The organism is Nocardioides sp. P86, from assembly GCF_023712465.1.
GTDB classification, from domain to species: Bacteria; Actinomycetota; Actinomycetes; order Propionibacteriales; family Nocardioidaceae; genus Nocardioides; species Nocardioides kribbensis.
This window is the reverse complement of sequence record NZ_JAMAYE010000001.1, coordinates 317,841-341,487: the sequence shown is the minus strand read 5'-3', so window position 1 is coordinate 341,487 and position 23,647 is coordinate 317,841. Positions and strand designations below refer to the sequence as shown.

Below are 23,647 nucleotides of genomic sequence, written 5' to 3'. Positions count from 1 at the left end.
CCCGTGACACACTGACGACCATGCGCGCTGCCCGGACCGACGACCGCGACCGCACCCGGGAGCTGAGGGCGGCCATCGACCGCACGGGCTACTACCCCGAGGTCGTCTCCGACGGGGTCGCCACCGCCGTGGCCGGCGAGCAGGTGCTCGCCTTCTTCGTCCACCACGAGCCGACCTTCGAGCACGACGAGGTGCGCCGCCACCTCAGCGTCATCGTGCTCACGCCCTCGCGCCTGGTGCTGGCCCACACCGACGAGCACGCCGGCGACGACCTGCTGCCCGAGCCCTACACCTCGACCTCCACCGAGGCCGTGCGGCTCTCGTCGGTGACCTCGGTGGTCGTCACCCGCATGGTCGCCAACCCCACGTCGGGGCCCAGCCACCCGGCGGAGGCCGTCATGACCATCGGCTGGGGCGGCGTGAGCCGCCTCGACCTCGAGCCGGCCGGCTGCTCCGACCCCCAGTGCGACGCCGACCACGGCTACACCGGCGTCCTCGCCTCCGACGACTTCTCGCTGCGCGTCTCGGCCGCGGCCGACGGCGGCGAGGCCGTCGCCGGCCTGCTCGCCTTCGCCGAGGAGCTCTCGGCGCGCACCCACCTGGCCTGAGGCCCGACGTGCCCCCCGCCCCCGACGGGACCACCCCGCCCGGACCCCTCGACGCGCGCTTCCTGGAGCCGGCGTACGGCGTGGGCTCGCTGGGCGACGTCGTGCCGGCCGTCGCGGGCGCCCTGGGGCTGCCGGGCGACCTCTTCGCGGGTGGGCGGCCCGCGGGGCTGCTGCTGCCCGACGCGCCGGCCTACGTCGTCTTCCTGGTCGACGGCCTCGGCGCTCGTCTGCTGGAGCGGCACGCGCACGCCGCGCCGTACCTCTCCGCGCTGGCCCAGGGCCACGCCGCCGCGACCTGCGGGGTGCCGTCGACCACCGCCACCAGCCTGACCTCGCTCGGCACCGCGCTCGTGCCCGGCGCGCACGGCGTCGTCGGCTTCACCTCCCGCGTGCCCGGCACCGACCGCCTGCTCAACGCCCTGCAGTGGTCGAAGCGGGTCGACCCCACCGAGTGGCAGCCGCAGCGCACCGCCTTCGCGCGCCTCGGCGCCGCGGGGGCCTCGGTGACGGTGGTCAACAAGCGCGAGTTCGCCGGCAGCGGCCTGACCGTCGCCGCCCACCGCGGGGCCGACTACGTGGGCGCCGACAAGGTCGGTGAGCGGATCGCCGCCGCGGTCACGGCCTCGGCGCAGCGCCCGTCGCTGACCTACCTCTACGACGGCGACCTCGACTGGACCGGGCACCGCCACGGCGTCGCGTCCAGCCAGTGGCTCCAGCAGCTGGCCATGATCGACGCCGAGGCCGAGCAGCTGCGCGAGGCGCTGCCCACCCACGTGCGGCTGCTGGTCGTGGCCGACCACGGCATGGTCGACGCCCCCGACGACACCCGCGTCGACGTCGACGTCGTCGACGCGCTGCGCGACGGGGTGGCCCTGCTGGGCGGGGAGGCCCGCTTCCGCCAGCTCTACTGCCAGCGCGGCGCCGTCGACGACGTCGTGGCCGCCTGGCGCGGCGTGCTCGGCGACCGCGCCGAGGTGCTGGCCCGCGAGGACGCCGTGGCGCGGGGCTGGTTCGGCGAGGTCTCGTCGGCAGTGCTGCCGCGCTACGGCGACGTCGTCGTGGCCTGTCACGGCGACACCGTGGTGCTCTCCTCGACCGACTTCCCCTACGAGACCGGCCTCGTGGGCTTCCACGGGTCGCTCACGCCCGACGAGATGCTCATCCCGGTGCTGATCGACTGACCCCGCGCGTGCGGTCGGGGCTCCGGCCGCGCCGCCCCGGGCCGGCCCGGGGCGCGTCGGGTCAGCCGAAGGGCAGCGGCTCGGGGGCCAGCGAGACCGCCTTGGCCCGCGCCGCGGTGAGGCGGCGGCGGTGGTGCTGGCGGCACAGCACCTCGTAGGCCACGTCGGCGTCGGACTCGGGGGCCGCGGTGACCGGTGTGCCGTCCTCGGCCGCGGTCTGCTCGACGTCGCCCACCACGATGACCTCGCCCTCGGTGACCATCACGCCGTTCTCCGTGCGGGCGTTGTGGGTGGCGCGCTTGCCGCACCAGCACAGCGCCTCGACCTGCAGCACGTTCATCCGGTCGGCCAGCTCCACCAGGCGGGCCGAGCCCGGGAAGAGCTGGGTGCGGAAGTCGGTGAGGATGCCGAAGGCGAAGACGTCGATCTGGAGCTCGTCGACGACCTTGGCCAGCTGGTCGATCTGGTCGCCGGTGTAGAACTGCGCCTCGTCGCAGATGAGGTAGTCGATACGACCGCCCTGGGTCAGCGAGGTGACGACGTAGCGCCAGAAGTCGAAGTCGGGGTCGACCTCGAGGGCGGCGTGCACCAGGCCCAGTCGGCTGGAGACCTGGCCGTTGCCGGCGCGGTCGCGGGTGACGAAGATGCGGCCCTGGCGGCCGCGTGCGGCGTGGTTGTGGTTGGTCTGGAGCGCGAGGGTGCTCTTGCCGGAGTCCATCGTGCCGGTGAAGAAGTGCAGTTCGGCCACGAGGGGTGATCCTGTCACGGCGCGTCCGGGCCGCACGCGGCAGGATGGGCGCCATGAGCGACCAGCAGACCGGCCGGGTGAGCGACCGGCCCGGCGACGGGCCCGGCGGCCAGGGGAGCGGCCAGGGGAGCGACCCGGGGAGCGACCGGGTCCGGGCCCCGCTGATCGGCGTCGAGGAGCTGCGCGCGCGGCTCGGGGAGGTCACGGTGCTCGACGTGCGGTGGCGCCTCGGCGGTCCGCCGGGCCGCCAGGAGCACGCCGCCGGTCACGTGCCCGGGGCGGCGTACGTCGACCTCGACGCCGACCTGGCCGGCCCCCCGGAGACCGGGCCCGGTGGCGGTGGGCGCCACCCGCTGCCCGGACCCGAGGCCTTCGCGGCCGCGATGCGCCGGGCCGGGGTGTCGCGGGACCGGCCGGTGGTCGTGGCCGACGACTGGTCGGGCCGGGCCGCGGCCCGCGCCTGGTGGCTGCTGCGCTTCCACGGCCACCCCGACGTCCGGGTGCTCGACGGCGGCTGGTCGGCCTGGGTCGCGGCGGGCGGCCCGGTCGAGACCGGGCCCGTGACACCGGCCCCCGGTGACCTGGCGGCCGACCCGGGGCACCTGCCGGTCGTGGGTCCGCAGGACGTGCCGGACGTGGCCGTGCTCCTCGACGCCCGCGCCCCCGAGCGCTACCGCGGCGAGGTCGAGCCGGTCGACCCGGTGGCCGGCCACGTGCCCGGCGCGGTCAACGTGCCGACGAGCGAGAACCTCCGCCCCGACGGCCGCTTCCGCCCGCCGGCGGAGCTGGCCGAGGTCTACGCCGCCGCGGGCGCGGTGCCGGGCGCCGAGGTGGCGGCGTACTGCGGCTCCGGGGTCACCGCCGCCCACGACGTGCTCGCCCTGGAGCTGGCCGGGGTGCGCGCCGCGCTCTACCCCGGCAGCTGGAGCGGCTGGGTCACCGACCCGACCCGTCCGGTCGAGCGCGGCTGAGCCGCGCCCGGGGCGCCCCCGAACCCGAGGTCACCAGTGCCCGAGGTCACCAGTGCACGCCCCTGAAGAGCCGCGCCAGCATGATCTGCTCCGACTCCCGGGCGGTGCCGTCGCCGCGGGCCGCGGCGGAGTCGGGGAAGACGTGGTAGGCCATGTTGAGCACCCGGAAGGCGAGCTTGGGGGCCAGCGTGTGGACCACGGCCCCGGCGTTGCCGAGGGCGGTGTTGATCTCGTGGGGGCGCTCCACCATCGCGGTGATCACCAGGTCGGCGGCCTGCGCCGGTGAGATGGTGGGGAACTTGTCGTAGATCTTGGTCGGCGCGATCATCGGCGTGCGCACGAGCGGCATGTGGATGCCGGTGAACGTGACGCCGTCGCCCACCAGCTCGGAGCTGACGACGTTGCTCCAGGAGTCGAGCGCCGCCTTGGAGGCGACGTAGGCCGAGAAGCGCGGCGGGTTGGTCTGCACGCCGATCGAGGAGACGTTGACGACGTGGCCGCGGCCCTGCTCGCGCATGGTCGGCAGCAGGCCCATCACCAGCCTGATCGCGCCGAAGTAGTTGAGCTGCATCGTGCGCTCGAAGTCGTGGAAGCGGTCCTGCGACAGCGCCAGCGAGCGACGGATGGAGCGCCCGGCGTTGTTGACGACGACGTCGACCGAGGGCAGATCGGCCACCAGCTGGGCGCACAGCGCGTCGATGGCCTCGAGGTCGGAGAGGTCGCAGGGGTAGACGTGGGCGGTGCCGCCGCGCCGCTCGATGACCGCGCGCGTCTCCTCCAGCTTGTCCTTGCCGCGGGCCACCAGCACGGGCACCCCGCCGGCCTGGGCGACCTTGAGCGCGGTGACCTGGCCGATGCCCGAGGAGGCGCCGGTGATGACCACGTGCTTGCCCTGCAGCGTCTGGCGCGCTCCGCGGTCGCGGCCGGTGGTCTCGTCGAGGTGCTCCTCCCAGTAGCCCCACAGCGTGCGGGCGTAGGACTCCAGGTCGGGCACGGCGATGCCGGAGCCGGCCAGCGCGCGCTCGGTGCGGCGGGAGTCGAAGACCGCGCTGAAGCTGGTGTGGGCCAGCACCTCGGCCGGCACACCGGCACGCGAGGTGACCGGGTCGAGCACGGCCTGCACCAGACCGTTGCCGACCACCTTGCCCAGCAGCGCGGTGGGGCGCAGGGCGCCGGGCAGCCGGCCCAGGGGGCCCGCCGTGGTGACCCGCCTGTCGAGCGGGGTCGCGAAGGTCGGGGCCCCGGCAGCGGCGCAGAAGGCGTTGACCATGTCGACGACGGGCTGCGGCTCGGGGTTGACCAGGTGGAAGGCCTCCCCGTCGTGGCCGGGCAGGTGGGCGAGGTGGTCCATGGCGGCCGCGACGTAGTCGACCGGCACCACGTTGGTGTCGCCCAGGTCGACGCCGACCAGGGGGAGCCACGACGGCAGCGCGTCGCGCAGCCGCTTCATCAGCGGGAAGAAGTAGTAGGGGCCGTCGACCTTGTCCATCTCGCCGGTCTGGGAGTGGCCGACCACGATCGCGGGGCGGTAGACCCGCCACGGCACGGTCGCCTCCTCGCGCACGATCCGCTCCGACTCGTGCTTGGTGCGGTGGTAGGCCGAGGGCAGGTGCTGGCCCTCGTCGAACATCGTCTCGTCGAAGCGCCCGCGGTGCTCCCCGGCCGCGGCCACCGAGGAGACCTGGTGGAAGCAGCCGACGCGCAGGGCCGAGGCCAGCTCGAGGGCGTGGCGGGTGCCGCCGACGTTGAGCGCCTCGTTGGTGGCGTCGTCGGCGGTCATGTCGTAGATCGCGGCGAGGTGGAAGAGGTGGTCGACCTCGCCGGCGTGCTCGGCCACCCACGACGGTGCCACGCCCAGGCCGGGCTCGCCGAGGTCGCCGACGACGGGCACCACGCGCTCGGAGCCCCAGCGGCGCACCAGCGCCTCCAGGCGCCCCATCGAGCCGGCCCGCACCAGCACGAACACGGTGCCCTCGCGGTGGTCGAGGAGCTCCTGCACGAGGTGGCGGCCGATGAACCCTGTGGCGCCGGTCACGAAGTACGACATGGCGGGAGGGTACTCGCTGGCAGGCCGGTGTGCCGCGGGTCGACGGCGCGGTCCGGCGCTCCGCCGGGTGCGGGCCCGGTGACGTCGCGACCGGCTCGGACGAGGGGGCGGCGAGCCGCTCAGTCCTGCTTGCCGCCGCCGAACATGATCTCGTCCCAGCTGGGCACCGAGGCGCGGCCGCGGCTCTTCTTCACCGGTCGCCGCACCGGCTCGGGCGCGGGCTCGGGGGCGGGCTCCGGAGCCGCCTCGACGGGTGCGTCGTCGAGGGCCGCGGCGTCGGCGGCCTCCTCGCGCTCGGAGGCGTCGAGGTCGGGGGCGTCCGGGCGCGCGCGGGGGGCTGCGGCGTCGAGGAAGGCCTCCAGCGGCGCCTCCGACCCGAGGTCGGCGGCGCGCGCGGCGGGCCGCCCGGCGGCCGGGGTCCCGGCGGGTGCGTCGGTGGGTGCGTCGGTGGGGGAGACCATCTCGATCGCGTCGTCGCCGAGCGGGAGCTCCTGGTCGGCGTGGTCGACGCGGGTGCGCGGGGCGCGGGCGCCGGGAGCCGGGTCGGTGTCGCCCGCGCCCGGGGCCCCGGGGGAGTCGGGCGCGGCGGTCAGGCGGCGCTGGCGGGCGCGCTCGAGGTCGTCGTGGGCCTCGGGGGCGGGCGTCGTGGCGACGGCCTCGCCGACGACCCAGCGGGCGTCGTCGTTGTCGAGCAGCACGTAGTTGCCCGGGAGGTCGAAGGTGAACTCGGCGGTGCCCTGGCGCTCGGCCGCGGTGTACTGCGCCACGAGCGACCACCGGCCGTCCTCGCGGCGCCAGGAGTCCCACTCGACCTGGTCGGGATCGACGTTGTGGGCGCGCAGGTGGGTGGCCACGGCGTCGCCGAGGGTCCGCGCGGTGGAGCCGTCGCCGCCGCGGCGGCGTACGGAGGAGCGCTGGGCGCGCTGGGCGACGTGCTCGCGCTCGGCGAGGACGGGGCCGGCGTAGGCCATGATCCGGTCGAGGCTGGTGCGGGCGGCCTCGGCGACGGCCTCGGGGGTCTCCCCGGCCCGGATCCGGGCCTGGATGTCGCGAGGGCGGAGGGCGCTGTCCATGGTGTTCTCCAACTGACCGGTGCGTGAGGTCTCTGCGCGCAGTGCGGCTCGCAGGGGTGCGTCGTTGTCGAGGGTGAACTCGACCCCGGCGTCACTGACCAGGAGCAGGTGCCTCCCGTCCTCGCTCACGCCGGCGAGGGTCAGGTGCACCATGGACCGAGCCTACGCCAGCACCGCCCCGCGGGCGCGGACTGGCTCGGCGCGCCCGCCGGGACCGGTACGACGGACGCCGCCGCACCGGGGGCGGCCCGGTGGTCGTGCCGCGCGCACCCGCCACCGCGGGGCGGCCCGGCCCGCCCCGGTGCCCGGTCGACGTACCTGACCTGCGGTGACGGCGTCCGCGCGCTTTCCGCGCAACCGGTCGCGCGTCGGTAGCCTCCGGGCGTGAGCACGTCGGACCCCAGCAGCACGCTGGCCGCCACCCTGGTGGTCCTCGACCTGCTGGGCATCTTCGTCTTCGCCATCTCCGGGGCCCTCGTGGCGGTGCGCAAGGACCTCGACGTCTTCGGCGTGATCGTGCTGGCCGGGGTCACCGGGCTCGGCGGCGGCTTCCTGCGCGACGTGCTGATCGGGGCGGTGCCGCCCGCGGCCCTGGCCGACTGGCGTTACCTCCTGGTGCCGCTGGCCGCCGGGCTGGTCACCTTCGTCCACCACCCCGCGCTGGGCCGCATGGAGCGCCTGGTGACGGTCTTCGACGCCTTCGGGCTCTCGCTCTTCTGCGTGGCGGGTGCGCTGAAGGCCCTCGACTACGGCCTCGGTCCGCTGCCCGCCGCGCTGCTGGGCATGGCCACCGGGGTGGGCGGCGGCATGGTGCGCGACGTGCTGGCCGGGCGCGTGCCGGTGGTGTTCCGCGGCGAGCTCTACGCCATCCCGGCGCTGGCGGGCGGCGCCGTGTCCGTGGTCGGTGTGCGCGCCGACCTGCCGACCGTGGCCGTCTCGGTCGCCGGCGCCGCGGTCTGCCTGGCCTGGCGGCTGCTCGCGGTGTGGCGCGGGTGGCAGGCGCCGCTGCCGCGCGGCTCGGCCAGCGTCTAGGCCAGCGTCCAGGCCCGGCCACCCAGCCGTCGGGCTCCACGACGAGGAGGACCGCAGCGTCGAGCCACGCCCCAGCGGCTCGCTCGGCCGGGTACGTCGCACCCCTGACCTCCCGGTGCGGAGAGAAGTGGCGGCAGACGACGGGTCGGAGGGTCTCGAGGCTGTCGTTCGCCGCCACTTCTCGGTCCTGGCTGGCCGGCCGGTCCGGACGTCGAGGGCCCCCGACCGCGGCACAGCCGGACCCCTCAGCCGGACCCCTCAGCCGGACCCCTCAGCCGGACCCCTCAGCCGGACGCCTCAGCCGGGCGGCCGCAGCGGGTCGGGCTCGGCGGGGGCGGAGCTCGGCACGGCGCGACCACCGGGGTCGGTCGCGGCGGCCGTCGCGGCGCCGGCACCGGCGGTGGTGTCGCCGCGGGTGAGGTCGTCGTGGGGGGCGCCGCCCGCCGACGCGGCGGTGGGCTCCGCGTCGTCGCCGCGGGGCAGCAGCTGGGCGGCCACGGCGGCGAGCAGCCCGGCCACCACCGGCACGAGGTAGGCGGCGGAGGCCCCGCGGGCGTCGACGACCACGCCGCTGAGCGTCGCACCGGGCGCGACGCCGGCCACGAGGCCGGTCTGCATGATGGCCATGCCCTCGGTGAGGCGACCGGGCGGCACCGTGCGCTCGGTGAGCGAGAGGGTGGCCACCAGCGTGGGGGCGATGGCCACGCCGCCCACGAGCAGCAGCAGGCCCATCGCGAGCATCGAGTCGACGAACAGCAGCGGCACCATGGCCGCCGCCATCGCGAAGGACCCCCACCGCACCCGCACGGCGGGCCCGCGGCGCCAGGTGATCGCCCCGGTGACGACGCCCGAGAGCAGGCTGCCCAGGGCCCACAGCGCGAGCAGCGCGCCCGCCCAGGCCTTGGCGTCCTGCTCCTCGGAGAAGGCGACGGTGGTGACCTCGGCGGCACCGAACAGCACCCCGAGCGCCGCGCTGACGACCGCCAGCGGGGCCACCGTGCGCCACGGCATGGCGGGGCGGGGCCCGGTGGCGGCGTCGTGGCGCTGCCGGGGCGGCTCGGTCGCGCGCTGCGAGGCGAAGAAGAGACCGCCGGCGACGCCGGCGACGACCGCGACGGCCAGGCCGGCCACCGGGTGCACCGCGGTGGCCAGCAGGGTCACGGTGATCGGACCGAGGATGAAGCAGGCCTCGTCGACGACCGCCTCGAGGGCGAAGGCGGTCTGCACGTCGGCGGGCCGGGAGAGCACGTGGGACCAGCGGGCACGCACGCAGGAGCCGATCTGGGGCAGCGTGCCGCCCGCGACCGCCGCGGCGGCGTAGGTGGTGGCCATCGGCCAGCCGTCCTGCACCGACCAGACCAGCAGCACCATGGCGACGCCGAAGAGCACGCTGGCGGTGCTGAGCACCAGGCCCTGGCCGAGCCGGTCGACCAGGCGGCCCTGGGCGATCGCCAGCAGCGCGTTGGCGACCATGTAGGCCGCCGAGACCGCACCGGCCACGCCGTAGGAGCCGGTGGAGGCCTCGACCAGCAGCACGATGCCCAGGCCGGCCATCGAGATGGGCAGGCGAGCGACCAGACCGGTCAGGGAGAAGAGCAGGGCGCCCGGCTCGCGCAGCACCCGCTGGTAGGACGACAGCATCACCGCGAGCCTAGGTCGCGCCGGGGACGTGGGACCAATCCCAGCCGGGCCGTGACACGGGTCGCACGCCCCGGCGTCGAGGCGAGCCCGAGGGGTGAGGGACGCCGGGGCCGCGCACCTACGATGAGGGGCGTGAGCAACGACCCCGCGGATGTCCTGACCGACGTCGACGTGACCCCGTACGACGCCCTCCTGCTGGTCTCCTTCGGCGGCCCGGAGGGTCCCGACGACGTCGTGCCCTTCCTGGAGAACGTCACCCGGGGTCGCGGCATCCCCCGGGAGCGGCTCGAGGAGGTCGGGAAGCACTACCACCTCTTCGGCGGTCGCTCGCCGATCAACGACCAGAACCGTGACTTCCTGACCGCGCTGCGCGCCGACCTGGCCGAGGCCGGCATCGACCTGCCGGTCTACTGGGGCAACCGCAACTGGGACCCCTACCTCAAGGACACCCTGGCCCGGATGGCCGCCGACGGCGTGACCCGCGCGGCCTGCTTCGTGACCAGCGCCTACTCCTCGTGGAGTAGCTGCCGGCAGTACCGCGAGAACCTCTGGGACGCCGTCGAGGGTCTCGAGGGGGCGCCGCGCCTGGACAAGCTGCGCCACTACTTCAACCACCCCGGCTTCGTGGAGCCCAACGTCGACGCCGTGCTGGCCGCGCTGGCCGACCTGCCCGACGACGTCCGCGACGGCGCCCACCTGGCCTTCGTGACCCACTCGATCCCGCTGTCGATGAACGACGCCAGCGGTCCGCCCGAGCAGGGCGGCGGCGCCTACGTGCGCCAGCACCTCGACGTCGCCGACGTGATCACCCGCCGCGTCGCCGAGGAGACCGGCCGCACCCACCCCCACGAGCTGGTCTTCTGCTCCCGCTCGGGCGCCCCCCACATCCCGTGGCTCGAGCCCGACGTCAACGACCACCTCGAGAAGCTGCACGGCGACGGGGTCCCCGCGGTCGTGATGGTGCCGGTCGGCTTCGTCTCCGACCACATGGAGGTCATCTACGACCTCGACACCGAGGCCATGGAGACCGCGGCCGAGCTGGGCCTGCCAGCGCGGCGCGCCGCCACCGCCGGCACCGACCCGCGCTTCGTGGCCGCCGTGCGCGACCTGCTGGTCGAGCGCGCCACCGTCGAGCGCGGCGGCGAGGTCGCCCGCGCGGCGGTCGGCTCGACCGGGCCGATGTGGGACCGCTGCCCCCGCACCTGCTGCTCCAACCCCCGCGCCGAGCGTCCCGCCCTGTGCGGCTCCGACCCGGTGCCGGCCGACGCCGCGGCCACCGTGCCGGGCCAGGCCGTGGTCGTCGCGTGAGCGGTCCCGCGGAACGCTCCGCACCGGCCGCCCCCGCCGACCTCGCCGCGATCGCCCTCGCGGTGGCCCGGGAGGCCGCCGAGCTGGTGCGCGAGCGTCGGGCGCGCGGGGTCGAGGTCGCCGCGACCAAGACCAGCGACATCGACATCGTCACCGAGGTCGACCGCGCCAGCGAGGTGCTCATCCGTCGGCGCCTGCTGGAGCACCGCCCCGACGACGCGATCCTGGGCGAGGAGGGCGACGACCACGCCGGCAGCTCCGGGGTGCGCTGGGTCGTGGACCCCATCGACGGCACGGTCAACTTCCTCTACGGCATCCGGCAGTACGCCGTCTCCATCGCGGCCGAGCGCGACGGGGAGGTGGTCGCCGGGGTGGTGCTCAACGTGGCCGACGGGCACACCTACCTCGCCCACACCGGGCCGGCCGGTGCCGACGACCGCACGGGCGCGGTGGCGACCCGCGACGGCGAGCCGATCGAGGTGCGCGCCGCCCAGCCCCTCGCGGAGATGCTCGTGGGCACGGGCTTCTCCTACGACCGCGGCGTGCGGGTGCTCCAGGCGCAGGCCCTCGTCGAGCTGCTGCCGCGCGTGCGCGACGTACGCCGCCTGGGCTCGGCCGCGCTCGACCTGTGCGCCGTGGCCGAGGGCAGCCTCGACGCCTACGTCGAGGAGGGCGTGCAGCCCTGGGACCACGCCGCCGGCGGGCTCGTCGCCCGGCTGGCGGGCGCGCGCACCGAGCTGCTCACCGGGGTCGGTGGCCTGCCGCTCATGGTCGCCGCGGGCGCTGAGACCTTCGACACCTTCCGCGACGCCGTGCACGGCGCCGGGTTCGCCGTGGGCGGGCCCACCGCCCCCGCCACGCCCCCCACCGCCACCGGAGCAGGGCTGTGACCTGCGACGACGCGGCCGGGACGAGCCGGTCGGCCGGCGCCACGACGGGGAACCGGTGGGCGGACACCAGGAATAGCGTGACGTCACCGGATGTTCACGCGTCGCCACACCAGACCGGTGTGCGCGAGCCGGACCCGATGGTGCACAATCTGGCGCCGACGAGGACCGACCGGCAGGACGAGGGGAGTGACTGACGATGGCGACTGACTACGACGCACCGCGCAAGAACGAGGAAGACCAGTCCGAGGAGAGCATCGAAGAGCTCAAGGCGCGTCGCCACGACAAGAACTCCGGCAAGGTCGACGAGGACGAGGCCGAGGCCGCTGAGGCCTTCGAGCTCCCCGGCGCCGACCTGTCGCACGAGGAGCTCGCGGTCGAGGTGAAGCCCAAGCAGGACGACGAGTTCACCTGCATGAGCTGCTTCCTGGTGCACCACCGCTCGCAGCTGGCCGACAGCAAGAAGATGATCTGCTTCGACTGCGAGTGAGCACGCCCGCGCCGCGCACGGCCTGCGCTGCGCCGCACGACACGACGAGGGCCGCACCCCCAGGGTGCGGCCCTCGTGTCGTGCCGGCCGTGCGGAGCTGGTCCCAGGCCGGGGTCAGCTGGTGGGCGTGGAGGCCTTGGAGGCGTCCTGGCCGTCCTTCTGCAGCTCGGCGGGCAGGTGGCCGGTCGACTTGGCGTAGTAGTGCGCGGCCTTGCGGGCGGCCAGCATGCGCGCGATCTGGATGAAGGTGCCGCTCGCGGCCGCCCAGGCGACGGCCTCCCAGATCTCCACGTCGGGGTCGGCGGGGTTGGCGGGCGGGTTCTTGCCCGTCGCGGCCTTCCACGAGGTGTTGAGGGTCTTCTTGGCCACCGTCGCCGCGCCGATCGCCGCGGCGAGGGAGAAGACGGACCAGATCTTGGAGGAGCCACCAGATGCCATGACGCCGACCCTACCGCCGCTCAGCCGGCGTGCTGCTCACCCTGCGCGGTGGTCGGGCCAGGTCCGTGCGCCCCGCGGGGCGACGCCGCGGCCGCGGTGAGCGCGGCGGCCAGGGCGTCGGGACGCCGGGTGCTGAGCAGCCAGTACGGCGTGGGGTCGGCCGGGTCGGTGAGGTGCACCCGCACCGCGCGCTTGCGGTAGGGCCTCAGCAGCAGGAAGGCGCGGGCGTCGGCGTCCCGACCGGCGGCGAGGCGGGCCGCCTCGGGGGTGAGCGGCTCCACGTCACCGACGTGCTCCAGACCGATGCGGGCGCGGCCCGCACGCAGCTCGCCGTCGGCGACGCTGATGACGGCGTTGCCGTAGGCGAGCAGGAGGGCGGCCATGAGGGCCACCGAGAGGCCCGCGACGACCCAGGCCACCACGCCCGGCACGGCGACGACCACGGCCAGCCAGAGCGAGGCGACGAGCATCGTGCCCTGCACCCACCAGCGCAGGGGCACGGCGAGTCGCTCGCGGTAGGTCGGGGTCACGGGGCCCAGTTTCCCACTCCCGCCCGCCCCGCGGCGACCTGGGGCGGGTGCGAGCCGCGCAGGGGCCGACCGGGAGGGCCGTGCGCGGCGCGGCCCGGCCTCGCGCGGGGCTAGGGTCCGGGCCATGAGTGACCTCGAGCTGCCCGTGGTGCGCCTCGACGCCGACCTGGCGCTGCCGGCGTACGCCCGTCCCGGTGACGCGGGCGCCGACCTGCTGACCACCGTCGACGTGACGCTGGCCCCCGGCGAGCGCGCGCTCGTGCCCACGGGCATCGCGCTGGCGCTGCCGGAGGGCTACGTCGGGCTCGTGCACCCCCGCTCGGGGCTCGCGGCGCGCCACGGCCTGTCCATCGTCAACAGCCCGGGCACCGTCGACGCGGGCTACCGGGGCGAGGTCAAGGTGCTCCTCGTCAACCTCGACCCGGGCGAGCCGATCCTGCTGCGACGCGGCGACCGGGTGGCGCAGCTGGTCGTGCAACGCGTCGAGCGGGTGCGTTTCGTCGAGGTCGACCGGCTCCCCGACAGCGAGCGCGGCCAGGGGGGTTACGGTTCTACCGGAGGCTTCGGCCAGGGCTGACCCCAGGGCCGCACCTCCGCAGCGCGCCCACCGCGCAGCCGCACCCGTCCGGGGCGGTGCCGGGTGGGCCGACCCAGACGATCCACCGAGGAGCAGGCTCTCGTGAAGTTCCGCCGCAAGTCCCAGGTCACCGCCGAGGAGCTCGACGACGCGTCGCAGCCCCAGGAGCCGGCCCGCGGCCCCTTCGACGTCGAGGACCTCCCCGACGACGGCGTCACCCGCGCCGACCTCGGCTCGCTGCTCATCGAGCCGAGCGCCGACCGCGAGCTGCGCCTGCAGGTCGAGGAGTCCACCGGCAAGGTGCAGGCGGTCATGCTGGCCGGCCCCGACGGGGCGCTGGAGCTGCGCGCCTTCGCCGCCCCCCGCAACGGCGACCTGTGGAGCGAGGTCAGGCCCCAGATCGCCGCCGACATGACCCGCCGCGGCGGCACCGCCACCGAGGTCGAGGGTCCCTTCGGCGTGGAGCTGCAGTGCCAGTTGGCCACCCAGCTGCCCGACGGCCGCACGGGCACGCAGCACTCGCGCATCATCGGCGTCAACGGCTCGCGGTGGCTGCTGCGCGCCACCCTCATCGGCGGTCCCGCGCGCGAGCCGGAGACGGCGGCCGACTGGGAGCACGTCATCACCCGGGTCGCGGTGCGCCGCGGCGAGGGCGCCATGCCCGTCGGGGAGGCGCTGCCGGTCTCGCTGCCCGACAACGCGCGCAAGGTGCAGCCCGCCCAGCGCACGGCCCAGGAGACCGGCCAGCAGCTCACCCAGCCCACGGGGGAGTAGACCACCCGTGGGCGAGAAGAGCCGGCTGCGCCGCAGCATCAGCAAGTGGGCCAACAGCTCCGACCAGCACGCCCGCGACCTGCGCAAGACCTACTGCGAGCCCGGCCACGACACGATCGCCGCCGCACCCGACCGTGAGCGCGTCGTGCTGCGCGGCACGCTGCGCACGGTGACGCTGCGCCCGCGCGGCGGGGTGCCGGCCCTGGAGGCCGAGCTGTTCGACGGCTCCGGGGTCATCACCATCGTGTGGCTCGGCCGCCGCCGCATCGTCGGGATCTCCCCGGGGGTGTCGATGCAGGTGCAGGGTCGCATCGGCTGCCACGACGGTGTGCGCGTCATGTACAACCCGCGCTACGAGCTGATCCCGTGAGCGACCCGCTCCGTCCCGCCGGCGACCCCCTGTCCCGGTCCGCCGACCAGCCCGGCCCGCCCGTCGACCAGCCCGAGCACGACCCCGGGGTCGAGAGCGTCGAGGCCGTGGTGCGCGCGCAGCTGGCCAAGGCCCTCGGTGGGCGTCGCGGCATGGTCGAGGCCGCCGTGCCGACCCTCCTCTTCACCGTCCTGTGGCTGACCACGCGCGAGCTGAACCTCGCCATCGCGGTCGGCGGCGCGGCCGCCGCCCTGGCCCTGGTGGTGCGGCTCGTGCAGCGCTCCACGGTGCAGTTCGCCGTCAACGCGCTGGTCGGCATCGGCATCGGCTGGTTCTTCGTCGCGCTCTCGGCGCGCAACGGCGGCAGCGCCGACGAGCAGGCGCTGGCCTACTTCCTGCCGGGCCTGATCTACAACGGCGTCTACGCCGTCGCGATGGGGCTGACCTGCCTGATCCGCTGGCCCCTGGTGGGCTTCATGGTCGGCAGCGTCACCGGCGACCCCACGGCCTGGCACGCCGACAAGCAGGTCGTGCGGCTGTGCACCACGCTGACGTGGCTGCTGGCCGTGCCGTGCGTCGTGCGGGTCGCCCTCCAGCTGCCGCTGTGGCTGGCCGGCCAGTCCGGTGCCATGGACGTCGACACGGTCGTCGCCGCGCTCGGCGTGCTCAAGATCGCGCTGGGCTGGCCGCTGCAGCTGCTCGCCCTCGGCGCGATGATGTGGGTGCTGGGCCGCAACCGCACGCCCGTCTCGCCCGCCGTGGCCTGAGCCCCGCCCGGCACCCCGGGCGCCGCGCGGCCCCGGCGTACGCCGGTCGGCTCAGCCGCCGTGAGAGGAGGGCGCGAGCAGCCGCTCGAGCTCGTCCTCCTTCTCGGCCGGCACGACCAGCAGCAGCTCGTCGCCCGACTCCACCGGCTGCTCCGGGGTCGGCACGTAGACCTGGCCGTCGCGCAGGATGGTGACGAGCGCGCAGTTGTCGGGCAGCGGGATGAGGCCCGAGGGCTTGCCGACGTAGGGCGAGTCGCTGGGCAGCGTCATCTCGACCAGGTTGGCGTTGCCCTGGCGGAAGGTGAAGAGCCGCACGAGGTCGCCGACGCTCACCGCCTCCTCGACCAGGGCCGACATGATGCGCGGGGTCGAGACGCTGACGTCGACGCCCCACGCCTCGCTGAAGAGCCACTCGTTGTTGGGGTGGTTGACCCGCCCGACGGTGCGCGGCACCCCGAACTCGGTCTTGGCCAGCAGCGAGGCGACCAGGTTGGCCTTGTCGTCGCCGGTGGCGCAGATGAGCACGTCGCAGCGCTCCAGCCCGGCCTCCTCCAGCGAGGACATCTCGCAGCAGTCGGCCAGCAGCCACTCGGCGTCGGGCACCCGCTCGGGCTTGATGGAGCCGGCGTTCTTGTCGATCAGCAGGACCTGGTGGCCGTTGCCGATCAGCTCGCGGGCGATGGAGCGGCCCACGGCGCCGGCTCCTGCGATGGCGACTCGCACGTCAGTGCTCCTCAGGTCCTCGGTCGAGCACGGCGTAGGCGTGGGCCGCGTTGTCCTCGCGGATCACCAGGTGGAGCATGTCGCCCTCCTGCAGGATCGTCTCGCGCGAGGGCAGCATGCCCTCGCCGAGCCGGTCGATCCACGCGATGCGGCTGCGGCTCTGCTCCTGCATGGCCACGGTGCGGTGGCCGATCCACGACTCGGGCACCGTGACGTGGTCGACGCGGATGGTGCCGCTGGGGTCGCGGAAGTCGGGCTCCGCGCCGGCGGGCAGGATCCGGCGCAGCACCTGGTCGGCGGTCCACTTCACGGTCGCGACGGTGGTGATGCCCAGGCGCTGGTAGACCTCGGCGCGGCCGGGGTCGTAGATGCGGGCGACGACCTGCTGGAGGCCGAAGGTCTCGCGGGCGACCCGCGCGGCGATGATGTTGGAGTTGTCGCCGCTGGAGACCGCGGCGAAGGCGTCGGCGCGGCGGATGCCGGCCTTCTCCAGGACCTCCTGGTCGAAGCCGTAGCCGGTGACCTTGTCGCCGTTGAACCCCGGGCCGAGGCGCCGGAAGGCGTCCGGCTCGCTGTCGATGATGGACACGGTGTGGTTCCGGTCCTCGAGACTGCGCGCGAGCGTCGAGCCGACGCGGCCGCAGCCCATGATCACAACGTGCACGCCGTCACCGTATCGCCTAGGGCTCCGGGCCGTGCGTGCCGTAGCGTTCCGTCGCGTGGGAGTTGGCGACGTCTCGAAACGGATCCTGCTGGGACGCAAGCTGCGCAGCTCCCAGCTGGGGGAGACGCTGCTCCCCAAGCGCATCGCGCTGCCGGTCTTCGCCAGCGACGCGCTCTCCTCGGTGGCCTACGCCCCCGACGAGGTCTTCATCATGCTGTCGCTGGCCGGCGCCTCGGCCTACATGTGGTCGTGGAAGATCGCGATCGCCGTCGCGATCGTGATGGCGGCGGTCATCGCCTCCTACCGCCAGACCGTCCACGCCTACCCCAGCGGTGGCGGCGACTACGAGGTCGCCACCGTCAACCTGGGCCCGAAGGCCGGGACGACGGTGGCCAGCGCCCTGCTGGTCGACTACATCCTCACCGTGGCCGTCTCGATCTCCTCCGGCGCCCAGTACGCCGCGTCGGCCATCCCGGCGCTCAGCGGGCACGAGGCGACCTTCGGCTCCCTGCTGGTGCTGCTGCTGATGGCGATGAACCTGCGCGGCATCCGGGAGTCGGGCAGCTTCTTCGCGGCGCCGACGTACCTGTTCATGGTCGCGATCCTCGGCATGTGCGGCATCGGGCTCTTCCAGCTCTTCACGGGCAACCTGCCCCGCGTCGAGAGCGCCGACCTCACCATCACCCCCGAGCCGGGCCTCGAGGGCCCGCTCACCACCTTCGCGCTGCTCTTCCTGCTCGCCCGGGCCTTCTCCTCGGGCTGTGCCGCGCTGACCGGCGTCGAGGCGATCTCCAACGGCGTGCCGGCCTTCAAGCGGCCCAAGAGCAAGAACGCCGCCACGACGCTGCTGCTGCTCGGCATGATCGCGATCTCGATGATGGTCAGCGTCATCGTGCTGGCCCGCCAGATGGGGCTGAAGTACGTCGACCCCCACGACCTCGACCGGCTCACCCGCGACGGGCAGGCGCTGCCGGCCGACTACGACCAGCACACCGTCATCGCCCAGATCGCCGAGGCGGTCTTCCGCGACTTCCCGCCGGGCTTCTACCTCGTGGTCACGGTCACCGGCATCATCCTGGTGCTGGCCGCCAACACCGCCTTCAACGGCTTCCCGGTGCTGGGCTCGATCCTGGCCAACGACGGCTTCGCCCCCCGCGCGCTCGGCTCGCGCGGCGACCGGCTGGCCTACAGCAACGGCATTGTCTTCCTGGCGGTGATGGCCATCGTGCTGATCCTGGCCTTCGACGCCGAGACGACCCGGCTGATCCAGCTCTACATCGTGGGCGTCTTCGTGTCCTTCAACCTCAGCCAGCTCGGCATGATCCGCCACTGGACGCGGCTGCTGCAGACCGAGCGCGACCCCGCCGAGCGGCGCCGCATGGTGCGCTCGCGCCTGATCAACGCCATCGGGCTCAGCTTCACCGCCGTGGTGCTCGTGATCGTGCTGGTCACCAAGTTCCTCGCCGGTGCCTGGATCACGATCCTGGCGATGATCTTCTTCTACGCCCTCATGCGCGGCATCCGCGGCCACTACGACAAGGTCTCCGCGGAGCTGGCCGCCGACGAGGAGGACCGGGTCATGCCGACCCGCGTCCACGCGATCGTGCTGGTCTCCAAGCTGCACAAGCCCACGCTGCGCGCGCTGGCCTTCGCCAAGGCGACCCGGCCCAACGTGCTGGAGGGCATCTACGTCTCCGTCGACCCCGTGGCCACCGACAAGCTGCTCGCCGAGTGGGACGAGCGCAAGATGGACGTGCCGCTCAAGGTGCTCCACTCGCCCTACCGCGAGCTGGTGCGCCCGATCGTGGAGTACGCCACCGAGATCCGCCGCTCCAACCCGCGCGGGGTGGTCGCCGTCTACATCCCCGAGTACGTCGTGGGACGCTGGTGGGAGCAGCTGCTGCACAACCAGACCGCGCTCGTGCTCAAGGGCCGCCTGCTCTTCACCCCGGGGGTCATGGTGACCTCCGTGCCCTACCAGCTGCGCTCCTCGCAGATCGCGCGCGAGCGCCAGCTGTCCGACGACTTCCGCGTGCGACCCGGAGACCTGCGCCGAGGCCAGGTCGACGAGCGCCACCCCGACGAGCTGAGACGATGACCCGACACCCCCGCGCCCGCGCCGCCCGCCCCCGAGCCGCGCGGGGACGCTCCCGCGTCGGCGAGCGCTTCGAGGTCGAGGTCGGCCCCGTCGCCCACGGCGGTCACTGCGTGGCCCGTGTGCCCGACGGCGAGGACCTGCGGGTCGTCTTCGTGCGCCACGCGCTGCCCGGCGAGCAGGTCGTGCTCGCGATCACCGAGGGCACCGACGGCGACCGCTTCTGGCGCGGCGACGCCGTCGAGGTGCTCACCGCCTCCCCCGACCGCGTCACCGCGCCCTGCGTCTACTCCGGCCCCGGCGGCTGCGGCGGCTGCGACTTCCAGCACGTCGAGCTGGGCGCCCAGCGCGGGCTCAAGGCGGCCGTGGTCGCCGAGCAGCTGCGCCGCCTCGCCGGCCTCGACCTGACCGTCGAGGTCGAGGCCGTGCCCGGCGACGACCACGGCCTGCGTTGGCGCACGCGCATGCAGTACGTCGACCTGGGCCAGGGCGACGACGGCGGGCGCCGCGTGGGCATGCGCAAGCACCGCTCCAGCGAGGTCGTCGCGATCGACGACTGCCTCATCGCGCACCCCGAGGCCCGCGAGCCGGGCCCCGGCACCCTGAGCGAGACCGTCAGCGCCACGACTGCCGCGGGACCGGTCGGGCCGCACGACTTCACCGTCGCCGCCGACGGCTTCTGGCAGGTGCACCCCGGGGCGCCGGCCGCCCTCGTCGGCGCCGTGCTCGACGCGCTCGCCCCGCGGTCGGGGGAGTCGGTGCTCGACCTCTACTCCGGCGTGGGCCTCTTCGCCCGCTTCCTCGGCGAGGCCGTCGGCGCCGACGGCCGCGTCGCCTCGGTCGAGGCCGACCGCACCGCCTCGGGCCACGCCCGCAGCAACCTGGCCCCGCTGCTCGAGCGCGGCACCGGCCTGGAGATCGTGTGCGGGCCGGTGGAGAAGGTGCTGGCCCTGCGCGCTCAGGAGGGCCCTGACAGCGTCGACCTCGTCGTGCTCGACCCGCCGCGCACCGGCGCCAAGCGGGTCGTGGTGGAGCAGGTCGTCTCCCGCTCGCCGCGCGCGGTGGCCTACGTCGCCTGCGACCCCGCCGCCCTCGCCCGCGACGTCGCCATCTTCGCCGAGCACGGCTACGGCCTCACCTCGCTGCGCGCCTTCGACCTCTTCCCCATGACGCACCACGTCGAGTGCGTCGCGCTGTTGACGAAAACCGGCTCTGACCTGCGGTGATGCGATTTGGGTCCTCGAGGTCGATCCCTCGGAACCGGCCCTGAGGCTCGCTTTGGGCTCACTGTGAAGGCTCTTTCCAGATGAGGGTGTAGGCCGGGCTGGCGCGTCGGTCCCCAGGTAGGCGTCGAGGTCTTCCGAAGATGGAAGTTCTGACGCTCACCATCTGGAAGACCTCGACGTGCCCGACGCTACCCCGCCGGCCGGCTTCGGCCGCCCTGACCTGGCCACCTTCGCTCGACTCGATGGCCTCGGTCTGGCCGTGATTGGGCAGCGACTCGAACGGGTCTGCTGCACTGAATCGTGTCACCAACCCATGGGGCCGTCATCCTGTCACCGGATGGTGCAGCAGACCCAGGTGCTATCGACCAGCGGTCGACGACCGCTTTGCGACTCGGCTCGCGCCGAGCCCCGCGACCCAGACCCCGGCGACCATGGCTGCCACCACCACGAGCGAGGAGACGTTCAGCTGGGCGACTCCGGAGAGTCCGTGGCCGAGGTTGCAGCCCCCAGCGATCCAGCCTCCGGACCCGAGCAGGAGCCCACCGCCCGCGAGCTGGACGTAGCGGACCGGCTCCTCGCCACGGACCCAGAACCCGCCCGCGATACGAGCCGCAAGGGTGCCACCCGCGACGATGCCCAGGAGGAACGTGATCAACCAGTAGTTGGTGGGGGAGCCGCCGGCGATGCTCGCGACGGCACCGACAGAGCTGGGGCCGAAGCTGGCGCCGCCCAGGCCCGCCAAGGCCCATCCGCCGGTGATCGCGACCCCGAGGCCCACTCCGATCCGTCGCCACCCCCACTGCCAGTCGTGGGCCGGGGACTCACGACCCGGCCGAAGCCGGAGAGCGATCGCGACGCCGAGGAGGAGCAGGACGGCCACGCCGAGGCGCGGCACCCCGAGCAGGCCGGGGATGGTGGCGGCCTCGCCACCCGCAAGCACGGTCGGCCCGGGCAGCGTGAGCTGGCGGGCGATCAGCTCACCCGCTGCCCAGCCGGTCAGCCCGGCCAGGGCACCGAGCATGCCTGAGCCCAGCTTGTAGAACAGCCCCGAGACGCATGACTTGGCCACGACCATTCCGATGCCGATGATCAATCCGCCGGTCACGTTCGCCACCGGGCGGAAAGCCAAGCCTTGGTTGAGGCCGCTGGCGCCCGGAAGGAGGAGTAGCAGCGCGAGGCCCACCGAGGCCAGCGCCACGCCGAGGGCCCAGCCTCGGACCAGGAGCAACCGGCCGTCCAAAGAGCCGCGGATCGCGGAGTGGAAGCACAGCTGCCCCCGCTGCAGCGCGTAGCCCATGACCACGCCGGCCACCGCTCCGGTGATGACGGAGGTGATCATGCCCAGGTGGGGATGGCGCCAGTGACTGGCGGGGCGGTCATCGTGGCTCCAGGTGGGGTGTCGGCATTCGTCGATTCTGCCTGCCCCAGGGTGGTCCGCTCGACCGACGAGTCATGTCCGAGGTGATGATCGGTGCGCGATGACGGGAGAGCGCTCGGATCTCCTTCAGGATGCGCCGTTGATGCGGAAGTCCACGGTCTCAACCTTGGAGGCGACGCCGATGGCTTCGAGGTCGCGGCGGTCGATGCGTCCGTCGGCGTTCTGGTCGGTGACGACGGCGGGTGCGTCGTTGTAGATGCCGTCGTGGTTCAGGTCGTCGATGACGGCAACGGTCAACGTGGTGGTGACGTCCTTGCCGGCGATCGGGGCGCCGACGATCCAGGTGTCCCAGATCTCGACGTCGTTCTCGGAGCGGTCGGTGACGCCGGTGAGGTTGAACAGGTTGGCCAGGTTGGTTCCGGGCCCGGAGAAGCCGGGGAGGGTGCTGTTGGTGGTGCTGGTGAGCACGACCAGGCCGGGCATCCGGTCGTCGGCACCGGTCGAGAAGCTCCCGGGGAAGGGAGCGGTGTTGTTGTGCGCGGCCGGCCCGGTCAACTGGCTGGCGGTGAAGCCGGTGCCTGCGAGCGAGGTGTCGTCGAACTCGATGTCGAGGTCGACGAACCACCCGGCTCCGGCGATGCCGGCGTTGTCGCCGCGTGCGGGGGCGAGGATCTCGACGTCCACGGACTTGGCCGCGTCATGGCGGTCGCGGTGCCCTGGCCCGGAGGTGGCGGAGGCGCTGCCGGTGGTGGCGGCGTAGCTGCCTGCGAGTGCTGCGGTCACGGTGAGGGTGGTGAGGGCGGTCAGGGCGGTGGTGGTCTTGTTCATGGTGGGTCCCTTTCGTCGGGTGTCGGGCAGGGGTACGCCGTCTTCGGCGGATCGGTTCACCGAGTGGTGGCGGAGATCACGAGACCACCGTCGGAGTCGGTGATTCGAACCTGGGCGACATCGCGCGTGGCGAAAGCCGAGGCCCCGGTCACGTGCGCTTCGCCATTGCCGGTCGATCCCCAGGTGGCGACCTGCTGGCGCTCTCCCTCGGGTGAGACCAGCCAGGCGACGAACTGCTCGTCTTGTGGGAGCCCCCGCAGGTCGAGCTCGACCGACGTGCCCCACGGCTTGGCGCTCAAGGAGGCCGCACCGGTGGCGCTCACTCCCGCCGGTGCGCTCAGGGCGAGAGTCGTAGCGACGGGTGCGTCGGGTTCGAGGACCACCGCCGTGCCGACACCCGCTCCCGCGACCAGCACGACCGCGGCGGCAGCGGTGAGGAGCAGCCGGCGACGTCGACGACGGGTCCGCAGGGCTCCGATCGCGTCACCCAAGGCAGCATCGGAGGTTTCGCGGTGTGCTGATGACGGCGCCCCGGCCCGCAGCAGCGCCGGCAGCCCGGCGTACGTCGCGAGCTCGTCGCGGCACGAGGCGCAGGCCGGGAGATGGGCCTCGAGCCGGGCCCGGTCGTCGGCGTCGAGACCGCCCAGGACGTAGGGGCCCAGCAGGTCGCGCAGCCGGTTGTGGGCGCGGTCCTCCTCGTGCTGGTTCATCGCTCGACTCCCATCTCTTCGAATGCGGTCCGCAGGATGCGGATCGCGTAGTACGAGCGTGACTTCACGGTGCCGGGGCGGAGCCCGAGGGTGCTGGCGGCCTCGGTGACGGTGGCGCCGCGGTAGTAGAGCTCGTCGACCACGGCCCGGTGCTCGGGTGAGAGCCGGTCCAGTGCCTGCTCGACGACGTAGGCGTCGACGAGCGCGTCGGCGCGGTCACCGACCGACTGGGCTGCCACGGTGTCGTCGTCGCCGATCAGTCGTGGGCGGCGCTCGTCGGCGCGCCACAGGTCGATGACCAGGTTGCGGGCCACCGCGAACAGGTAGGCCCGCGGCTCACCGCGACTCGGATCGATCCTGTCCAGGTTGCGCCAGCCGCGCAGCATCGTCTCCTGCACGACGTCCTCGGCCCGGCCGCGGTCATCGACCAGGCGCAGCACGAAGGTCATCAGCGCCGTTCCGTGTCGTAGGTAGAGCTCGGTCAGCACCCGTTCGTCGGCTTCGGCCGTCCTACCGGGTGCCCGCGAGCCCGGGCGTAGCGATCTCACGAGCCTGGGTACGACGCGCTCTCGGGATCGGTT

At 74.0% G+C, this 23,647-nt stretch carries 25 protein-coding genes; 13 read left to right on the top strand and 12 right to left on the bottom strand.

Annotated elements, in window-relative coordinates; genetic code table 11:
* The first annotated feature begins 20 nt into the window (after positions 1 to 20).
* Complete coding sequence (locus M3673_RS01610) at positions 21 to 608, top strand: DUF5998 family protein (protein ID WP_056862957.1); 588 nt, start codon at positions 21 to 23, stop codon at positions 606 to 608.
* 8 nt (positions 609 to 616) lie between these two features.
* Positions 617 to 1,789: an alkaline phosphatase family protein gene (locus M3673_RS01605; RefSeq protein ID WP_251531072.1), complete on the top strand. Its 1,173-nt coding sequence runs from the start codon at positions 617 to 619 to the stop codon at positions 1,787 to 1,789.
* A 61-nt stretch (positions 1,790 to 1,850) separates the two neighbouring features.
* Here M3673_RS01605 and M3673_RS01600 read toward each other — a convergent pair whose 3' ends face one another.
* Positions 1,851 to 2,537, bottom strand: coding sequence for a thymidine kinase (locus tag M3673_RS01600; RefSeq protein WP_056904469.1), 687 nt, complete (start codon positions 2,535 to 2,537; stop codon positions 1,851 to 1,853).
* Between the two features lie 53 nt (positions 2,538 to 2,590).
* On the opposite strand from M3673_RS01600, the gene M3673_RS01595 reads away from it, so the two are divergent.
* On the top strand, positions 2,591 to 3,508 hold the full coding sequence (locus tag M3673_RS01595; protein ID WP_251531069.1) for a sulfurtransferase: 918 nt from the start codon (positions 2,591 to 2,593) through the stop codon (positions 3,506 to 3,508).
* Positions 3,509 to 3,554: 46 nt separating this feature from the next.
* Here M3673_RS01595 and M3673_RS01590 read toward each other — a convergent pair whose 3' ends face one another.
* Positions 3,555 to 5,555: an SDR family oxidoreductase gene (locus M3673_RS01590; RefSeq protein ID WP_251531067.1), complete on the bottom strand. Its 2,001-nt coding sequence runs from the start codon at positions 5,553 to 5,555 to the stop codon at positions 3,555 to 3,557.
* 119 nt (positions 5,556 to 5,674) lie between these two features.
* Complete coding sequence (gene sepH / locus M3673_RS01585; RefSeq protein WP_251531065.1) at positions 5,675 to 6,781, bottom strand: septation protein SepH; 1,107 nt, start codon at positions 6,779 to 6,781, stop codon at positions 5,675 to 5,677.
* A gap of 231 nt (positions 6,782 to 7,012) precedes the next feature.
* Between sepH and M3673_RS01580 the strand changes: the two genes are divergently transcribed.
* On the top strand, positions 7,013 to 7,660 hold the full coding sequence (locus tag M3673_RS01580; protein WP_251531063.1) for a trimeric intracellular cation channel family protein: 648 nt from the start codon (positions 7,013 to 7,015) through the stop codon (positions 7,658 to 7,660).
* Between the two features lie 297 nt (positions 7,661 to 7,957).
* Here the strand turns inward: M3673_RS01580 and M3673_RS01575 are convergent, their stop codons facing one another.
* The gene (locus M3673_RS01575; RefSeq protein WP_251531061.1) at positions 7,958 to 9,301 is read right to left on the bottom strand and encodes an MFS transporter; all 1,344 of its coding nucleotides are present in this window, start codon (positions 9,299 to 9,301) and stop codon (positions 7,958 to 7,960) included.
* Between the two features lie 132 nt (positions 9,302 to 9,433).
* Here M3673_RS01575 and M3673_RS01570 point away from each other — a divergent pair, with 132 nt between their 5' ends.
* From M3673_RS01570 to M3673_RS01560, 3 genes are all read left to right on the top strand, one after another.
* Positions 9,434 to 10,609: a ferrochelatase gene (locus tag M3673_RS01570; protein WP_228942371.1), complete on the top strand. Its 1,176-nt coding sequence runs from the start codon at positions 9,434 to 9,436 to the stop codon at positions 10,607 to 10,609.
* On the top strand, positions 10,606 to 11,499 hold the full coding sequence (locus M3673_RS01565; protein WP_251531060.1) for an inositol monophosphatase family protein: 894 nt from the start codon (positions 10,606 to 10,608) through the stop codon (positions 11,497 to 11,499). The genes M3673_RS01570 and M3673_RS01565 overlap by 4 nt, the downstream gene beginning before the upstream one ends.
* A 196-nt stretch (positions 11,500 to 11,695) precedes the next feature.
* A complete protein-coding gene (locus M3673_RS01560) occupies positions 11,696 to 11,986 on the top strand; it encodes a DUF4193 domain-containing protein (protein WP_056862587.1) in 291 nt (96 codons plus the stop codon).
* A 114-nt stretch (positions 11,987 to 12,100) separates the two neighbouring features.
* Here the strand turns inward: M3673_RS01560 and M3673_RS01555 are convergent, their stop codons facing one another.
* Both M3673_RS01555 and M3673_RS01550 read right to left on the bottom strand, forming a co-directional pair.
* The gene (locus tag M3673_RS01555) at positions 12,101 to 12,424 is read right to left on the bottom strand and encodes a DUF4235 domain-containing protein (RefSeq protein ID WP_056862588.1); all 324 of its coding nucleotides are present in this window, start codon (positions 12,422 to 12,424) and stop codon (positions 12,101 to 12,103) included.
* 20 nt (positions 12,425 to 12,444) lie between these two features.
* On the bottom strand, positions 12,445 to 12,954 hold the full coding sequence (locus M3673_RS01550) for a DUF3093 domain-containing protein (RefSeq protein WP_251531059.1): 510 nt from the start codon (positions 12,952 to 12,954) through the stop codon (positions 12,445 to 12,447).
* A gap of 124 nt (positions 12,955 to 13,078) precedes the next feature.
* Here M3673_RS01550 and dut point away from each other — a divergent pair, with 124 nt between their 5' ends.
* The 4 genes from dut (at position 13,079) to M3673_RS01530 (ending at position 15,442) form a co-directional block, all read left to right on the top strand.
* Entirely contained in the window at positions 13,079 to 13,531 is a 453-nt protein-coding gene (gene dut, locus M3673_RS01545; RefSeq protein WP_056862590.1) for a dUTP diphosphatase, read from the top strand.
* A gap of 102 nt (positions 13,532 to 13,633) precedes the next feature.
* Entirely contained in the window at positions 13,634 to 14,305 is a 672-nt protein-coding gene (locus M3673_RS01540; RefSeq protein ID WP_251531058.1) for a DUF3710 domain-containing protein, read from the top strand.
* A gap of 7 nt (positions 14,306 to 14,312) precedes the next feature.
* The gene (locus tag M3673_RS01535; RefSeq protein ID WP_056862592.1) at positions 14,313 to 14,675 is read left to right on the top strand and encodes an OB-fold nucleic acid binding domain-containing protein; all 363 of its coding nucleotides are present in this window, start codon (positions 14,313 to 14,315) and stop codon (positions 14,673 to 14,675) included.
* Positions 14,672 to 15,442 carry a DUF3159 domain-containing protein gene (locus tag M3673_RS01530; protein WP_200918933.1) on the top strand — a complete coding sequence of 257 codons (771 nt, stop codon included), beginning with the start codon at positions 14,672 to 14,674 and terminating at the stop codon, positions 15,440 to 15,442. The genes M3673_RS01535 and M3673_RS01530 overlap by 4 nt, the downstream gene beginning before the upstream one ends.
* A gap of 51 nt (positions 15,443 to 15,493) precedes the next feature.
* Here M3673_RS01530 and M3673_RS01525 read toward each other — a convergent pair whose 3' ends face one another.
* The gene (locus M3673_RS01525; RefSeq protein WP_056862593.1) at positions 15,494 to 16,165 is read right to left on the bottom strand and encodes a TrkA family potassium uptake protein; all 672 of its coding nucleotides are present in this window, start codon (positions 16,163 to 16,165) and stop codon (positions 15,494 to 15,496) included.
* Position 16,166: 1 nt separating this feature from the next.
* On the bottom strand, positions 16,167 to 16,814 hold the full coding sequence (locus M3673_RS01520; protein WP_227489238.1) for a TrkA family potassium uptake protein: 648 nt from the start codon (positions 16,812 to 16,814) through the stop codon (positions 16,167 to 16,169).
* Positions 16,815 to 16,884: 70 nt separating this feature from the next.
* Between M3673_RS01520 and M3673_RS01515 the strand changes: the two genes are divergently transcribed.
* Both M3673_RS01515 and M3673_RS01510 read left to right on the top strand, forming a co-directional pair.
* Positions 16,885 to 18,927: an APC family permease gene (locus tag M3673_RS01515; protein ID WP_056862595.1), complete on the top strand. Its 2,043-nt coding sequence runs from the start codon at positions 16,885 to 16,887 to the stop codon at positions 18,925 to 18,927.
* Positions 18,924 to 20,150, top strand: a complete 1,227-nt coding sequence (locus tag M3673_RS01510) for a class I SAM-dependent RNA methyltransferase (RefSeq protein WP_251531056.1) — start codon at positions 18,924 to 18,926, stop codon at positions 20,148 to 20,150. Before M3673_RS01515 ends, M3673_RS01510 begins: the two co-directional genes overlap by 4 nt.
* Positions 20,151 to 20,508: 358 nt before the next feature.
* Here the strand turns inward: M3673_RS01510 and M3673_RS01505 are convergent, their stop codons facing one another.
* The 4 genes from M3673_RS01505 to M3673_RS01490 all read right to left on the bottom strand — a co-directional run bounded on the left by M3673_RS01505 (position 20,509) and on the right by M3673_RS01490 (position 23,554).
* Positions 20,509 to 21,489, bottom strand: a complete 981-nt coding sequence (locus tag M3673_RS01505) for a YeeE/YedE thiosulfate transporter family protein (RefSeq protein ID WP_056862597.1) — start codon at positions 21,487 to 21,489, stop codon at positions 20,509 to 20,511.
* Positions 21,490 to 21,654: 165 nt separating this feature from the next.
* Positions 21,655 to 22,356 carry a hypothetical protein gene (locus tag M3673_RS01500; RefSeq protein ID WP_251531055.1) on the bottom strand — a complete coding sequence of 234 codons (702 nt, stop codon included), beginning with the start codon at positions 22,354 to 22,356 and terminating at the stop codon, positions 21,655 to 21,657.
* Positions 22,357 to 22,412: 56 nt separating this feature from the next.
* Positions 22,413 to 23,066, bottom strand: coding sequence for an anti-sigma factor (locus M3673_RS01495; RefSeq protein ID WP_251531054.1), 654 nt, complete (start codon positions 23,064 to 23,066; stop codon positions 22,413 to 22,415).
* Positions 23,063 to 23,554 carry a sigma-70 family RNA polymerase sigma factor gene (locus M3673_RS01490; RefSeq protein WP_035906936.1) on the bottom strand — a complete coding sequence of 164 codons (492 nt, stop codon included), beginning with the start codon at positions 23,552 to 23,554 and terminating at the stop codon, positions 23,063 to 23,065. The genes M3673_RS01495 and M3673_RS01490 overlap by 4 nt, the downstream gene beginning before the upstream one ends.
* Positions 23,555 to 23,647 lie beyond the last annotated feature (93 nt).